The following is a 15,657-nucleotide window of genomic DNA, read 5'->3' on the forward strand; positions in this document are numbered from 1 at the left end:
ATGTTACCTTCTTGGATTAAATCTAAGAACTGTAAACCACGGTTTGTGTATTTTTTAGCAATTGAGATTACAAGACGTAAGTTAGCTTCAACCATTTCTTTTTTCGCACGGCGCGCTTTTGCTTCACCAATGCTCATACGACGGTTAATGTCTTTAATACGCTCAATGCTTAAGCCTGTGCTTTCTTCAATTACACATAGCTTTTGGATGCAACGAATAATTTCAGGCTTCACTTCTTCAAGTTTAGCTGAATGTTTTTCGTTAGCATTTATTTCTAGGTCTAGCCACGCTGAGTCAGTTTCGTTATTAGCAAAGTGCTTAATAAACGTTTTCTTAGGTAGCTTAGCAATTTGTACCGCTTGTTTCATGATAAGGCGTTCTTGAATACGCACTCTATCCATCATTTCACGCATGTTGTTAACCATGCGATCGAACTGTTTTGGTACTAATTTAAAGGTTCTGAAAAGCTCGCCAATTTCAAAAATAGCGGCTTGAGAATCTGGGTGCGAACGCCCTTTTTCATCAAAGGTAGCGCGAGCTTTAACGTATAAATCACGTAAGTTTTCAAAGTGAATACGGGCTTCTTCTGGGTCTGGGCCTGTATCTACTTCTTCTTCGTCTTCATCGTCATCGCTGTCTTTGTCATCTTCATCATCGTCTTCATCAAGTTGCTCTTCACTTAATTCAGAGCCGATGTGAGTTGCTGAGATTTGCGCTTCGTCTTCGTTAGGGTCGAAAAAGCCTGAAATAATGTCGCTTAAGCGCATTTCTTCAGCTTCAAACTTATCCCACTGTTCAAGTAGGTAAGTAATCGCTTCAGGGTATTCGGCAACAGAAATTTGTACCTGGTTGATACCTTCTTCAATACGCTTAGCGATTACAATTTCGCCTTCACGTGTAAGAAGTTCAACAGTACCCATTTCACGCATATACATGCGCACTGGGTCAGTTGTACGGCCAATTTCTTTTTCTACAGTTGCAAGGGCTGCAGCAGCAGCTTCTGCTGCGTCTTCGTCTGTCGTGGTTTCTTGCATCATTAATTCATCAGCATCGGGCGCGTTTTCGCTAACCTTGATACCCATGTCATTAATCATGCTAATGATATCTTCTACTTGATCTGAGTCGATTATGTCTTGTGGAAGGTGATCATTTACTTCAGCAAAAGTTAAGTAGCCTTGCTCTTTACCTTTTTGAATCAGAAGTTTTAATTGTGACTGAGGAGTTGGATCCATAGAGATTGTTTCTTCCACTCTGATAAGTTGATACAACAGGCGCCATCATAGAGTTAGCCTTTTAACTAACTTTAATAATGTGACGCAGTGAATAGCACAGTATAACAGTTTAAATCAAGTCTGACTAGCTGTTACTCGCTTTTAGCGCTGTCATAAGTAAATGACATTCTAGTTTTTCATCACTTGATAAGCCCTGTGTCTTGTCCTTTATTAATAGGGTCTCTAGTCGATAATTTAAACACTGATCTTCAATAAATTTAAAAGTATTTTGAAAAACAGTCTCTAAACGCTCATCACTAATTTGGTGCTGCCATGTGGCAAGCTTTACTAGCGGTTCGTAATCTTCGGAATCTCTAAATGATTCGAGTAAAACCGCTGTGTTAGCATTGTCTTTTTGCAGTGCGCGCTCTTGTAAGCGCAGTAGCAAACCAATGCCTGCTATGTTCATTTGCGCCAATTCTGGCAAATGGGGCACACTTTTAGCTAACTGTGGGTGCTGAATTAAAATACCAATAGCTTGGCGCATTGGGGTAATTTTAAATTTTCGTTCAACAGCGTGTTGTTGCTTTGGTGTTTTTAAGCGGCTATTTAGTTGCTCACGCGTACGGCCAATTAATCGCCCTAACTGCTCTAAAATATTTTCTTGGTAAAATTCACTCGGAATTTTTTCAATCAACGGCAAAGCGGCACTCAACAGCTTAGCTTTGCCTGAGTCGAGTGTTAGGTCTACTTCTTGGCTAAGCTTATTAAATAACACTTTGGTAAAATCATCTGCTTGGCTTAAGCGTTGCTCAAACTGTGTTTTACCTTCTTGCTGAACCAGTGAATCGGGGTCTTCGCCGTCAGGTAAAAATACAAAGTGTAATGCTTTGCCATCGTTTAAGTAGGGCAGGGCATTTTCTAGTGCTCGCCATGCAGCGTCGCGGCCCGCTCTGTCGCCATCGTAACAACAAATAACTTTGTCGGTGGTTCTAAATAGCGTATGCATATGCTCGCTTGTTGTTGCGGTGCCAAGCGCAGCTACGGCATATTCAATACCTTGCTCTGCAAGTGCAACTACATCCATGTAACCTTCTACAATAAGTACATGTTCAAGCTTTTTATGTGCTTGTTTTGCCTCATAAAGACCATATAGCTCAAAGCCTTTATGAAAAATGCGGGTCTCTGGTGAGTTGAGGTATTTTGGCCCTTGGTCGGCTTGCATTACACGCCCGCCAAAGGCGATAACACGGCCACGTTTATCACGAATAGGGAACATTAACCGATCGCGGAAAAAATCAAACTGCCTACCTGGTGTTTTTTCTGAGGCGAGCTTAAGCTCGACCAGCTGTTCTTTTTGCTCTTTTGTTCTGCCAAGTTGTTGGCACAGCGCTTCCCATTCGCTCGGCGCATAACCAATCATAAACTTTTTAACGGTTTCGCCACTTAAACCACGCCCTTTTACATAGTCAATCACCGCAGCAGAGTTACTGTGGTGCTTTAATTGATGCTGGTAAAAGCGTGCTGTGTGTAACATTAAATCGTAATCTGAGCGCTTTTGCGCTGCCGTGCGCTCAGGTGCTGAGCTAGTGCCTTTCTCGCGAGGTACGTCTAAATTTAAAAGGCTTGCGAGCTCTTCTATGGCATCAACAAATTCAAGCTTGTCGTATTCCATAACAAACGAAATAGCGTTGCCATTAGCACCACAGCCAAAGCAGTGGTAAAACTGTTTATCTTGAGAAACAGTAAACGAGGGAGATTTTTCGTTATGGAAAGGGCAGCAAGCTTGGTAGTCTTTACCTGCTTTTTTAAGACCAACTTTAGAGTCTATTAGCTCTACAATATCTGTTCTGGCGAGTAAATCGTCAATAAAATTTCGTGGGATCTTTCCAGCCATGTTTTGTAAGTAGTCCTAACAATTGGTGAGGTGTAATTTCAACACAATGCGCGCATTTATAAAAGGGGTATCGGTAAGCTAAAAAGCTACATTATATCCATGGGCAATAATACTTAATCATTTTTAGGTGCTAAACCTGACGCTAACAGCATACAAAGCTAGGATATTGAAGGTAGAGCAGTGCAGGCGCAGTAAGTGATAGCCCTAAATAACCCATTTTACCTAGCCTTCGATGTGCTTTTGTAGCTACACAATAAGTCACTTAATTACATGCACGAGCATTACTTAAAAGCGTTTTGTTTGTCTACTTAAACGAAGAAACCGAGCACTAGGCTCGGTTTGCTTTAATCATACTTTGTGTATGTGGGAGTATTAGGCTGTTAATCGTTGCTTAATTAAACCAGAAAGCTTGCCCATATCGGCACGTCCTTCGGCTTTGCTTTTGATTATGCCCATTACTTTACCCATGTCTTGCATACCTGCTGCATTAGTATCAGCAATAGCCGCATCAATAAGGGCAACTATTTCTTCTTCACTCAATTGTTGAGGTAAAAAAGTTTCTAGTGCTGCGATCTCATTGGCTTCAATTTCGGCTAAATCTTCACGCCCAGCATCTTTGTACTGAGTGTAAGAATCACGACGTTGTTTAACAAGCTTCACTATAACGGAGGTAATACCTGCGTCGTCTAGTGTTATTTGCTCGTCAATCTCACGTTGCTTGATTGCGGCAAGCACCATGCGAATAGGGTTAAGACGTTGTTTGTCTTTCGCTCTCATCGCATCTTTTTGCGCATCTTTTAGCGTTATTAAAAGGCTCATTTATACAAGACCTAATACTATTAGTATAATTTAACGCGACGTGCGTTATCGCGAGAAAGCTTCTTCATGTGACGCTTAACCGCTGCAGCTTTTTTACGCTTACGCTCAGCTGTTGGCTTTTCATAGTGCTCGCGACGACGAACTTCTGAAAGGATACCTGCTTTTTCACATGAACGCTTGAAGCGACGAAGTGCTACGTCAAACGGTTCGTTCTCTCTTACTTTAATTACTGGCATTAAAAATTCACCTACCTAAATTATGAGCGTTGCTCAAGTTGATCAAACATTGATCAAGTGGTTCAAAAATGGTGCGGTATTGTAATCCGAAGCAACACCACATGTAAAGGATAATATTAACAGAAATGCAGCGGCTTAAATAGTGTTAATTTGGCTGGCGTTGGTATAGCCTACAGAATACTTGCCCTGCTTTTTTTTCTTTAATTAACAGCCAGTTATCTGGTTGTGAAAAGCTGCTTAGTTCGGTTTCTACCTCAACATAAATGAGCGCGTCTTCGCTAAGCCATTGGTTATTTTCTAATAAATCACAGCTACTTTGCGCTAAGTTTTTGCGAAATGGTGGGTCAACAAAAACTAAATTAAATGGTGAATTTGTATTCTTTTGCTCTAAATATGAGAGTGAATTAGTGTGTTTTACCTGTGCATTTTCAAGCTTTAAGGTACTAATATTTTGCTCAATTTGCTTAGCAGCCGAGGCATCTAGTTCGATAAACGTGGTGCTTTTAGCAAACCGAGACAGCGCTTCAAAGCCAAGCCCGCCAGAGCCTGCAAAGCAATCGAGTACTGTTGCATCGCGCGTATCTTGCATTAACCAATTAAACACGGTTTCTTTAATGCGGTCTGTTGTTGGGCGTAGCCCTTCTACATTTTTTACCGGCAGTTTACGGCCACGAAATTGCCCGCTGATTACTCTAATAAAGCCGTCAGTAGATTTGCTAATTGCTTTATTTTTCGTTGTTTTTTTTCTCATTTAGGTCACTAAAAAATGGTATAAGGGATCTAGCTCAGATAATATTGTGCGTAGTTTACGTTTAGCTTCATTTTTCAACCGCATTAAAAGTGTTACTATTTAGCACTTACGTTTTGAACGGTTGTTTGGCCGGCACGCTTTGCTGAGCCACACCAAGCTATTTCAAATTTTAGTTTATCAGATTTTTATAAGTGGTTATTAGCAAGTATGGCAAAAAAAAGTAAATTCATGTCTTGGCTCAGTTTTGGTAAGTCAGATAAAAAACAAGCAGAAGCTGATAAACAACAGGCATTAGCTCAGCAACAAGAAGCTGAGCGCTTAGCGGCAGAAAAGGCCGAAGCAGAGCGTGAAGAACAAGCGCGTATTGCTGCTGAAAAAGCACAAGCAGAGCGTTTAGCAATTGAAAAGGCTAATGCAGAGTTGCTTGCAAAAGAGCAAGCCGAAGCACAGGCGCAACAACAAGCACAAGCTGCACGTTTAGCTGAGCAAGAAGCGCAAATGCGTTTAGAGCAAGAGCGAATGGCTGCACAGCGAGCTGAGCAACAACGTTTAGACACAGAGCGCGAGCAAGCTGAGCAAGATGAAAAATTAGCAATTGAAAAAGCCAACGCTGAGTTGCTTGCGAAAGAGCAAGCTGAAGCACAGGCGCAACAACAAGCACAAGCCGCTCATTTAGCAGAGCAAGAAGCGCAAATGCGTTTAGAGCAAGAGCGTGTTGCAGCAGAAAAAGCTGAAGCTGAGCGTTTAGAACAAGAGCGTATTGCACAAGAACAGGCAGAAGCTGAACGTGCAGAGCAAGAACGTATTGCTGCAGAAAAAGCAGAAGCTGATCGCTTAGAACAAGAGCGTATTGCCGCAGAGCAAGCAGAAGCTGAACGTGTAGAGCAAGAGCGTATTGCAGCAAAACAGGCAGAGGCTGAACGCTTAGAACAAGAGCGAATTGCACAAGAACAGGCAGAGGCTGAACGCTTAGAACAAGAGCGTATTGCACAAGAACAGGCAGAAGCTGAACGCGCAGAGCAAGAACGTATTGCTGCAGAACAAGCAGAAGCTGAACGTTTAGAGCAACAGCGTATTGCAGCAGAACAAGCAGAAGCTGAACGTGTAGAAGCTGAACGTGTAGAGCAAGAGCGTATTGCAGCAGAAGCAGAAGCTGAGCGTTTAGAGCAACAGCGTATTGCAGCAGAGCAAGCAGAAGCTGAGCGCTTAGAACAAGAGCGTATTGCAGCAGAGGCCGAAGCTGATCGTTTAGAGCAAGAGCGCATTACGGCAGAGCTTGCAAAAGAAGAAGCTAAACTTGCCGAAAAGCCTAAAAAAGAAGGCTTTTTTTCACGTCTTAAAAAAGGGTTATTAAAAACCCGTGTAAATATAGGCTCTGGCTTTGCATCTATTTTTAGTGGTAAAAAAATAGACGATGATTTATTTGAAGATTTAGAAACACAGCTTCTTACCGCCGATTTAGGTGTTGATACCACCATGAAGCTGATTGATAGCCTTACTGATGCAGCTGATCGCAAGCAGCTTAAAGATGGCGATGCGCTTTATGACTTAATGAAGCAAGAAATGGCCGCAATGCTTAAAACAGCTGAGCAACCGCTTGAGATACGTGCTGATAAAAAACCATTTGTTATATTAATGGTCGGTGTAAACGGCGTAGGTAAAACGACAACCATTGGTAAGTTAGCTAAGCAATTTCAAAATGAAGGTAAGTCGGTTATGTTGGCCGCAGGTGATACCTTTCGTGCGGCAGCCGTAGAGCAGCTGCAAGTGTGGGGCGAGCGTAACAGCATTCCTGTTATTGCCCAGCACACTGGTGCAGATAGTGCCTCGGTGGTGTTTGATGCATATCAAGCCGCTAAAGCGCGTAATGTAGATGTATTAATTGCCGATACAGCAGGGCGCTTGCAAAATAAAGATAACTTAATGCAAGAGCTTGAAAAAATAGCCCGCGTAATGAAGAAAATTGACCCTGATGCACCGCATGAAGTTATGCTAACCATTGATGCGGGTACAGGTCAAAATGCAATTAGCCAAGTAAACTTATTTAATCAATGTGTTGGTTTAACCGGTATTACCCTCTCAAAACTTGATGGTACTGCTAAAGGTGGGGTTATATTTGCGGTTGCAGATAAGTTTAATATTCCTATTCGTTACATTGGTGTTGGCGAAGGTATTGATGATTTACGCGCATTTAAAAGCGATGACTTTATTGACGCTTTATTTAGCCAAGATGAGGATGACGCTTAATACATAAAAGGGAGCTTGCTCCCTTTTTTGGTCTGTTTATCTTTTGAGATTAAACATGCGCTGCCCTTTGGGCTATTTACTTTTTATTGCTCGGTTTTACTTAGCCTTCTGGGCTATAAACCTTGCGCCGCGATTAAATAGTCTCTAGGCAGAGCAAATTTCAATCCTGAAAGGTCAACAGGCCCTAGCTAAGGAATTCCATTTTACTAATTTGGGACTGGCATAATAAAAAATGATAAATTTTCAGCAAGTAAGTAAAACCTATCCGGGTGGGCATCGCGCTCTCGAAAAAGTTACATTTCATATTAAGCCTGGCGAACTGGCTTTTTTAACAGGCCACAGTGGTGCGGGTAAAAGTACCTTATTAAAGCTCATTAGCTTAATGGAGCGCCCCTCTGCAGGCAACGTGCTAATTAATGGTGTTGATTTAAATAAAGTTAATTCTCGGCAAATTCCTTATGCGCGCCGCGATATTGGTATTATTTTTCAAAATCATCGTTTGTTAGAGCGCTACACTGTGTTTGATAACGTTGCACTGCCGTTGATTATTGAAGGCACTCATCATAAACAAATAGCTAAACGAGTTCATGGTGCGCTAGATAAAGTCGGGCTGTTAGATAAAGTTAAATGCCATCCTTCTACACTCTCTGGTGGTGAGCAGCAACGCGTAGGTATTGCCAGAGCGATTGTAAATTCTCCGCCTATTTTATTAGCTGATGAACCAACGGGTAACCTTGACCCCGAGCTCTCTATGGAAATATTAAGGCTATTTGAAGATTTTAATAAACACGGTACGACAGTACTTATAGCAACACACGACCTTGGTCTGGTGTCGCGTTTAAAATACCGTAGCCTGACTTTAAAAGATGGCCGTATGCTTGAAGACCCACTTGCGGAGGGCACGCTGTGAGCTTGTTATTTAAAGGACGCCAAAACTCAAACGATAAACAAAAAAAATCAGCCATAGCTGGCGGTTATTTTTTTATTATAAATATTTTTCGCCAAGGGGTGCACAGTTTAGGTGAAATGTGGCGTACGCCACTTGCATCATTAATGACAATTGCTGTACTTGGGCTAAGTTTAACATTGCCTGCAACGCTTTATTTAGTCGTAAAAAATGTACAGCAAGTCAGTAGCGGGTTTGAAGAGGCCAGTGAAATATCGCTTTTTGTAAAAGAAAGTATGAGCGAACAAGAAACACAAACCTTAGTAAAGCGTTTAGCACTTTACGCCGAGGTAGAAAGTGTTGAATTTATTTCTAAGCAACAAGCATTAACTGAATTTAAAGATGTGTCGGGGTTTGGGCAAGCTTTAGAGTACCTAGATAGCAACCCGCTACCCGATGTTGTATTAGTGACACCTACTAAGCGGCATCGCCAGCCTAATGCGGCTAAAGCGCTGCTTACAAAGCTTGAGAACGAGCGCGAAGTAGATTTTGGTAAGCTTGATATTGCTTGGCTTGAGCGCCTAAATGCATTATTAGACTTATTAAAAGAAAGCGTTATCACAATTGCTTTATTACTTCTTACCTCTGTCACGCTTATTATTGGTAATACGATTCGTTTATCGATTATGGATAAAAAAGAAGAAATACAAGTAATGAAGTTAGTAGGTGCTACCAATACGTTTATACACGCTCCGTTTTTGTGGACCGGCATTTGGTATGGCGTTATAGGGGGCTTGTTTGCATTTATTTGTATTGCCTTAATGATGTGGTGGTTAACTAGCGCAGTAAGCAGCGTTGCAGGCGTGTATCAAACAAGCTTTTCGTTAATTGGTTTAACGCTTAATGAGTTTGGCGCATTAGTATTGCTAGCAACCAGCTTAGGCTTTATTGGTTCTTACTTATCGGTTAACCGATATATAAAAGAAATTGAGCCTGATAAAGTATAAGTATGGCTGCTAATGGCTGACTCAAAAATGTCATGTTTGTATATTATTATCCTCAAATGAGATTAGTTGTAAATGCGCTGTTACGCTTGCGCTAATCTCTTGCAATCCCTTAGTTCATCACTTATTCAGTCGCATGTAGTAGACTTAACATACACTAAAAAACCGCTTGATTTACGCTTAAAAAAAGTTTTAAATTGGGGTTAGCACTCTTAGAGAAAGAGTGCTAAGATGGTTTCAAATGTTTATCACCGAGGTGAAAAATGAGTAAAGATTTATACGCAATGGCACTTACAGTTGGGCAACAAAGCGCAAGCATGGACGGCTACCTTCAAGCGGTTAGCACAATTCCTATGCTTAAAGCTGAGCAAGAGAAAGAGCTAGCAACACGACTTCAAGAAGAAGGCGATCTTAGTGCTGCAAAGCAACTCATTATGTCGCATTTACGCTTTGTAGCACATATTGCTAAAAGCTACTCGGGTTATGGTTTACCGCAAGCCGACTTAATCCAAGAGGGCAATATAGGCCTGATGAAAGCGGTTAAGCGTTTCGACCCAAGTGTGGGGGTACGTTTAGTGTCTTTCGCTGTTCATTGGATTAAAGCAGAAATTCATGAGTTTGTGCTTAAAAACTGGCGCATCGTAAAAGTTGCGACCACTAAAGCGCAACGTAAATTGTTTTTTAATCTTCGTAAAAACAAAAAACGTTTAGGTTGGTTTAACCAAGCTGAAGTAAGCACTGTAGCGAATGAGCTAGGTGTGAGTGAAAAAGAAGTTCGTGAAATGGAATCGCGCATGAGCGGCCAAGACATGGGCTTTGACTTAACGGGCGACGATAACGACGACGCACCAACAAGTACATATTCACCAGTACAATACTTAACAGACGGCTCAGCTGATTTAGCTGACGATATTGAGCAGCAACAATGGCAAGAGCAGTCACATACTCGTTTATTTAGCGCGCTTAAAACGCTAGACGAACGCTCACAAGACATTGTAAGTGCACGCTGGTTGTCTGATGACAAAGCAACACTACAAGAGCTTGCTGAAAAATACAGTGTATCTGCTGAGCGTGTTCGCCAGCTAGAAAAAACAGCGATGAAAAAGCTGCAAAGTGCTATGAGCTAATAGCGCAAAAAATGTAAAACTTAAAAAGCCCTGCATTAATATGCGGGGCTTTTGCTTTGTGGCTATAAGTATTTTAATCAACGTTTTAGCTATTTAATATTGCTTTTTTTAGCTTAGTTGTATGGCTTAAATATACTTAAAATATCGCTTAAAGCTACCTAGCGTTGATCCCTTTACCTTGCGCCTGTGCTAATTGTATGTATTTTTTATGCACTAGTTGCGATACCGGAACTAACTCAAAGCCTTGCTCGGTGAGCTCAGGTAGCGCTTGGCGTAAAAAGTCGATGGTTTCTGGGTAGGGGTGGGCAATCGCTATGGCAAAGTGATGTTTAGTCGCTTTATATTTTAGCTCATCCAGCCTTTGCTGCAGTTGCTCATGCGTGGTTATATTGTCTAAAAACACATGGCGGCCAATATTTTCAACCCCGATAAAATTTGCCGCATTTTGCGCTTGGCTTAAGTCGGTAGTACGGCTATCTAAAAAGAATAAATTACGTTTTTTAAGTACTTCCATAGTCCACTTCATGGCTTGGCTTTGTTGAGTGAGTGCCGACCCCATATGGTTATTAACCCCTTTTACTTGCGGTAAGCTTGCCAATGCAGTGCCTAAAGTTTTTTGTAGCTGTTCTTTATCCATATTTATGGTGAGCCCGCCAGGCCCGAGTGCTTTACCGTTTAAGGCTTGCATAGGTACATGCAATAAAAGCTCTTTATTTGCTTGGCTGGCAAGCGTGGCAAAAATTTGAGAGTAGGGTGTGTGGGGCAAAATTGAATACGACAATTGCCCTGGTAAGGTAAGAAACTCTAAATCTCGCTGATGATAGCCAATATCATCAATTACGATGGCTATTTGCTTTGCCCAAGCAGTGCTAGATACAAAGCAGATAGCCAACAACAGCCATTTTATTATTTTCACGTTTATAGTTTTTATTATCTTTTTAATTTATTAAGGGTATTTTTTTAATCTCAGCGCCCGGTAATAAAGCTATCTCAGCAGCCATTTTTAGCGCTAACTGCCTTGAATTTACTTAAAATTTATAGCTAAAGAATAGCAGAATCTAATAGTGTTAATATTTATTCTGTTATTAAATCGCTTACCTAGAGTTTAGATTATTTACTATTGCATGCTAAGTAATTGCTTAGCTTTTACTAACTGCAAGTCGCCCAGTATTTCATGTTCAAATTGTGGTGCATTTTTGTTCTGCTCATTTTTTATTATAACGGCTTTATTTGATTGTGGAAGGGTTGCTTGCGCAATTGCTACATCGGGGGTAACTCCTACGCCTTCAATCGATACGCCCGCAGGTGTAAAGTACTTAGCAGTTGTTAATTTTAGCGCTGTATTACCATCACCAAGTGGGATCAAAGATTGCACCGAGCCTTTGCCATAAGACTGGTTACCAACCACTGTAGCACGCTTATTATCTTTTAAAGCAGCGGCGAGTATTTCAGCCGCAGAGGCCGAATTTTCATTAATAAGCACCACAATAGGCAAGCCTTTTAGTATGTCGCCTCGTTTGGCGTAGTAGGCTTGGTTAGCGTCGTAATAGCGCCCTTTAGTGGTGACTATAGTGCCGCTTTGTAAAAATAGATCCGCTACTGCCACTGCGCTTTGTAAAGTACCACCTGGGTTGTCACGTAAATCAATGACTAACCCTTTAAGGGGCGTGCGATAATCATTTTTAAGTGCAGCTACCTGCAGCGCCACTTCATGTAAGGTGTGATTAGAAAAATTATTTATGGCTAAATACCCAGTGCCTGAGTCGAGTAATTGGCTAGTGGCGCTTTCTAAGTTTATTTCTTTGCGATTTACCGCAAAGCTAATTGGTTGCTGCTGCCCTGCGCGTTGTATTGTTAGTTTAACCGCGTTAAAGCGGGTATCTTTTATCAACGCGGCTACTTGCTCTAAGCTACGTGTTTGCGTGTTTGTATCATTAACACTAACTATAATATCGCCCGCTAAAATACCGGCCTTTTTGGCTGGGGAGTTTTTAACAACACCAACAATAGTAATGTCACTGTCAATGTCTTTCACTTCAATGCCCACGCCAGTGTAATGCCCATTTGTATTATTAAACAAAGCGTCTAAGTCATTTTCATTGAGGTATTTAGAATAAGGGTCTAGCTGGTCGAGTAAAATTTCTACTTGCTGATTATTAAAGGCACCCTGCGCACCTTTTGTCAGTGATAAGTCATCAACATAATAGGCTTTAATGTTGAAGAGTATTTCAGAAATTTGCTGACTTTTAAGATCTTTAACTGAGCTGGCAAGTAATGAATTGCTAAAACAAAAAATAGCAATACAGGTTAATGCGCACAATAAAAATGAATAGCGCGTACGTGAAGAGGGAAATGAGCGTGTTTGTGGTATTTTTTGAATCATCAGCTGCTCCTAATGCGGTGCAGCTGTTTTATTCACTTAAATACGTCTGCACCATTTAACAGGATTTACTGCGCGTCCTTTGTGGCGTATTTCAAAGTATAGACCAGAACTCGACTGTCCGCCGCTTTGACCTACTAATGCCAGCGTTTCGCCTTCTCGAACCATGTCGCCCACATCTTTTAATAATGTTTGAGCATGGCCGTATAGGCTCATAAAGCCCTCACCATGATCAACCACAATAACCCAGCCAAAGCCTTTAAGCCAATCAGCAAATACAACTTGGCCATTATTAATACTGTTTACATTAGTGCCTTCTTTTGCACCAATTAACACGCCTTTCCAGTCTATGCCGCCATGTTTGCGCTGACCAAATGTGTGTTTTAGCTTTCCTTTGCTGGGCCAATTAAGCTTGCCTTTACTTTTATTAAGGCCGAGTAATTCAATTTTTTGAGTCTTCTCTTGCTCAAGTTCTTCAATGGTGGTGATTAATGTTTGCTCGTTGTCTTTTAAGTAATTAATCGAGCTTTTAGTGCTATTAAGCTGTGCTTGTAAGTTTTTAAGGTTAGTTTGGCGCTCGCTTTGGGCATTTACTAGCGCGTTTTGGCGTCTTTTTTGCTCTTCAAATAAGGCGGCTAATTTTTGTTTGGTTTTGGCAAGAGCGGCTTGGTTTTCTGCAATTTGTTGTTGTAGTACTTTAAGCTCTTCAATTTGCTCTATGCGCGCTTTATTTAAATAGTTGTAATAGCTTAAGGTACGCTCAAATTTAGCTGTGTCTTGTTGGTTTAAAAGCATTTTGGGGTAGTCGTCGCCCCCAGCCATGTAAGCACTTTTTAGCTGGGCCGCTAAAATGGCTTGAAATTGCGCGTGTTGCGCTTTTAATTGCTGTGCTTTTTGTTGCTGGGCTTGTTGTTTTTGCTCTGTTTCTTTTACTGATTGCTCAGCCATATTGAGGGCTTTGGCATTTTTAGCTATTTCTAGCTCGTGTTTTTTTAAGTTTTTTTGCAGTGCGGCAATTTTTTTTCGCTGTGCGTTGTACTCTGCTTGGCTTTGTTCTAATGCAGATTGCACTTCAGATAGGTCTTTTTTAGTGCGGTTTTCGTTAGCAGTTGCAGGTGCAACCACTAACGAAACCAATACAACTGTATAAACACTAAACCAATTTACTGGTTTGCTCATGTGTTATTTCAACGTCATGATTGGCGTGCCGGTCATTTCGCTTGGTTGCTCCATGCCCATAAGGTGTAGCATAGTAGGCGCTACATCACTTAATGCTTTGCCTTCACTTGGCGTTGCATCGCGTCCTACATAAATAAATGGCACTGGCTCGCTAGTGTGAGCGGTATGAGCTTGGCCCGTGGCAGTATTTGCCATTTGCTCTGCATTACCGTGATCAGCTGTGATAAGCGCTTCACCGCCAAACTCATCTAGCGCTTCTACTACGCGGCCTATACATGCATCAACAGCTTCACAGGCTTTAACCGCGGCTTCAAACACACCAGAGTGACCCACCATATCGCCATTCGGGTAATTACAAATAATGGCATCAAACTTACCGCTTTTAATGGCTTCAATAAGTTTGTCGGTTAGCATTTCTGAATTCATTTCTGGCTGAAGGTCGTAAGTGGCAACCTGTGGAGAAGGAATTAATTCGCGTGATTCGCCTTCAAATTCATCTTCGCGTCCGCCACTAAAGAAAAACGTAACATGAGCGTATTTTTCTGTTTCAGAAATACGTAGCTGCGTTTTGCCATTTTTTTCAAGCCATTCACCTAATACGTTTACCAGTGGCGTAGGACCAAATGCGACAGGGGCATCAATATCGGCTGAGTATTCTGTCATCATTACAAATGCGCTTAACTGTGGTGATTTTTTCTTTTCGAACCCATCAAAGCCTGGCTCTACAAAGGCACGGGTAATTTCACGGGCACGGTCGGCTCTAAAATTAGCAAAGATGATAGTGTCGCCATCATTAATTTGTGCTGCTTCAGTGCCTTGTGGCGTGATGGTGGTTGGAGCTACAAACTCATCGTTTTCGTCGCGCTCATAGGCGGCTTCTAATGCCGATACACCATCAGCATAATTAAATTCGCCTTCACCTAATGCCATTACATTGTAGGCTTTTTCTACACGGTTCCAACGGTTGTCTCTGTCCATGGCGTAATAACGGCCCACAAGAGACGCTAAGCGGCCACAATTTAGCTCGGCAAATAAGGCTTCTATACGCTCTATTGATGCTTTAGCACTGCGTGGTGGTGTATCACGGCCATCTAAAAAGCCATGAAAATATACTTCTTTTGCACCGCGTTTAGCGGCTAATTGAATACTTGCGACAATATGATCTTCGTGGCTGTGAACACCACCTGGGCTTAATAAACCCATAATATGCACGGCTTTGCCTGCAGCGACTGCTTTATCGATGTTTTCAACAAGTGCAGGAGTTGAGTCAAATTCGCCATCGTTGATTGCTTTGGTAATGCGAGTAAAGTCTTGATAAACAACACGACCAGCACCTAAATTTACATGGCCTACTTCTGAGTTACCCATTTGCCCTTCAGGTAAGCCTACATCTAAACCTGAGCCTGAAATTAATGTGCGTGGACGGGTTGCCCATAGGTTGTCTAAAACGGGGGTGTTGGCTGCAAGAATCGCATTGCTTTGCTCATCTTCGCGGTATCCCCAACCGTCTAAAATCATTAATACCAGTGGTTTTTTATGCTCTGTCATAATAGCTCCTGAAAATTAGCACCTGTTGATGGGTACTGTGCGCCGAAAGGTTATCTGGTTAGTTTTAGCATACCGTGTTTTAGCGCCAGAATCAGCACTGAGAACAAGATATTAAATTTTTTACTTACTTTCATATATGGGGTGCTTTATGAGTTTTTAAAGCGCAGCAAACTCGCATTTTAACTTGGTTTGGGTATACTTGCGTGGCTAAAGTACAAAATACCTAGAATATTAGGGCGTGTTGCACTTTGGTGGCTGAATTTGCAGCAGTATGTTTGGTTTTTAGGTAAGGCAGAGTCTATGAAGTGTGGTTACTCCCCATAAATAGGCGATAACGGAGCATAAATACCAAACATGCGCTGCCCGTTGGGT

At 41.7% G+C, this 15,657-nt stretch carries 13 protein-coding genes; 4 read left to right on the top strand and 9 right to left on the bottom strand.

Annotation, left to right across the window (positions count from 1 at the left end; genetic code table 11):
• The 5 genes from B2R65_RS14085 to rsmD all read right to left on the bottom strand — a co-directional run.
• Positions 1–1,232, bottom strand: a 1,232-nt coding sequence (locus B2R65_RS14085; RefSeq protein WP_286743662.1) for an RNA polymerase sigma factor region1.1 domain-containing protein, incomplete at its 3' end; no start/stop codon positions are given.
• A 124-nt stretch (positions 1,233–1,356) separates the two neighbouring features.
• Positions 1,357–3,108: a DNA primase gene (gene dnaG, locus B2R65_RS14090; protein WP_004588627.1), complete on the bottom strand. Its 1,752-nt coding sequence runs from the start codon at positions 3,106–3,108 to the stop codon at positions 1,357–1,359.
• Positions 3,109–3,480: 372 nt separating this feature from the next.
• Positions 3,481–3,927, bottom strand: coding sequence for a GatB/YqeY domain-containing protein (locus tag B2R65_RS14095; RefSeq protein ID WP_004588626.1), 447 nt, complete (start codon positions 3,925–3,927; stop codon positions 3,481–3,483).
• 20 nt (positions 3,928–3,947) lie between these two features.
• A complete protein-coding gene (rpsU, locus tag B2R65_RS14100; protein ID WP_002957797.1) occupies positions 3,948–4,163 on the bottom strand; it encodes a 30S ribosomal protein S21 in 216 nt (71 codons plus the stop codon).
• A gap of 145 nt (positions 4,164–4,308) precedes the next feature.
• Positions 4,309–4,914: a 16S rRNA (guanine(966)-N(2))-methyltransferase RsmD gene (gene rsmD, locus B2R65_RS14105; RefSeq protein ID WP_004588625.1), complete on the bottom strand. Its 606-nt coding sequence runs from the start codon at positions 4,912–4,914 to the stop codon at positions 4,309–4,311.
• Between the two features lie 207 nt (positions 4,915–5,121).
• On the opposite strand from rsmD, the gene ftsY reads away from it, so the two are divergent.
• The 4 genes from ftsY to rpoH all read left to right on the top strand — a co-directional run bounded on the left by ftsY (position 5,122) and on the right by rpoH (position 10,178).
• Positions 5,122–7,161 carry a signal recognition particle-docking protein FtsY gene (gene ftsY / locus B2R65_RS14110; protein WP_286743671.1) on the top strand — a complete coding sequence of 680 codons (2,040 nt, stop codon included), beginning with the start codon at positions 5,122–5,124 and terminating at the stop codon, positions 7,159–7,161.
• Positions 7,162–7,393: 232 nt separating this feature from the next.
• Entirely contained in the window at positions 7,394–8,071 is a 678-nt protein-coding gene (ftsE, locus tag B2R65_RS14115; protein WP_004588623.1) for a cell division ATP-binding protein FtsE, read from the top strand.
• Positions 8,068–9,054, top strand: a complete 987-nt coding sequence (gene ftsX / locus B2R65_RS14120) for a permease-like cell division protein FtsX (protein ID WP_004588622.1) — start codon at positions 8,068–8,070, stop codon at positions 9,052–9,054. The genes ftsE and ftsX overlap by 4 nt, the downstream gene beginning before the upstream one ends.
• A 260-nt stretch (positions 9,055–9,314) precedes the next feature.
• The gene (gene rpoH, locus B2R65_RS14125) at positions 9,315–10,178 is read left to right on the top strand and encodes an RNA polymerase sigma factor RpoH (RefSeq protein ID WP_004588621.1); all 864 of its coding nucleotides are present in this window, start codon (positions 9,315–9,317) and stop codon (positions 10,176–10,178) included.
• Between the two features lie 154 nt (positions 10,179–10,332).
• Here rpoH and B2R65_RS14130 read toward each other — a convergent pair whose 3' ends face one another.
• The 4 genes from B2R65_RS14130 to gpmM all read right to left on the bottom strand — a co-directional run bounded on the left by B2R65_RS14130 (position 10,333) and on the right by gpmM (position 15,285).
• Positions 10,333–11,094: a divergent polysaccharide deacetylase family protein gene (locus B2R65_RS14130; protein WP_095206707.1), complete on the bottom strand. Its 762-nt coding sequence runs from the start codon at positions 11,092–11,094 to the stop codon at positions 10,333–10,335.
• Between the two features lie 201 nt (positions 11,095–11,295).
• A complete protein-coding gene (locus B2R65_RS14135; RefSeq protein WP_096740207.1) occupies positions 11,296–12,561 on the bottom strand; it encodes a S41 family peptidase in 1,266 nt (421 codons plus the stop codon).
• Between the two features lie 36 nt (positions 12,562–12,597).
• The gene (locus B2R65_RS14140; RefSeq protein WP_286743680.1) at positions 12,598–13,737 is read right to left on the bottom strand and encodes a murein hydrolase activator EnvC family protein; all 1,140 of its coding nucleotides are present in this window, start codon (positions 13,735–13,737) and stop codon (positions 12,598–12,600) included.
• A 3-nt stretch (positions 13,738–13,740) separates the two neighbouring features.
• Positions 13,741–15,285, bottom strand: coding sequence for a 2,3-bisphosphoglycerate-independent phosphoglycerate mutase (gene gpmM / locus B2R65_RS14145; protein ID WP_004588617.1), 1,545 nt, complete (start codon positions 15,283–15,285; stop codon positions 13,741–13,743).
• Positions 15,286–15,657 lie beyond the last annotated feature (372 nt).

Origin of the sequence: Pseudoalteromonas sp. UBA2102, assembly GCF_002331165.1 — a bacterium.
GTDB classification, from domain to species: domain Bacteria; phylum Pseudomonadota; class Gammaproteobacteria; order Enterobacterales; family Alteromonadaceae; genus Pseudoalteromonas; species Pseudoalteromonas atlantica.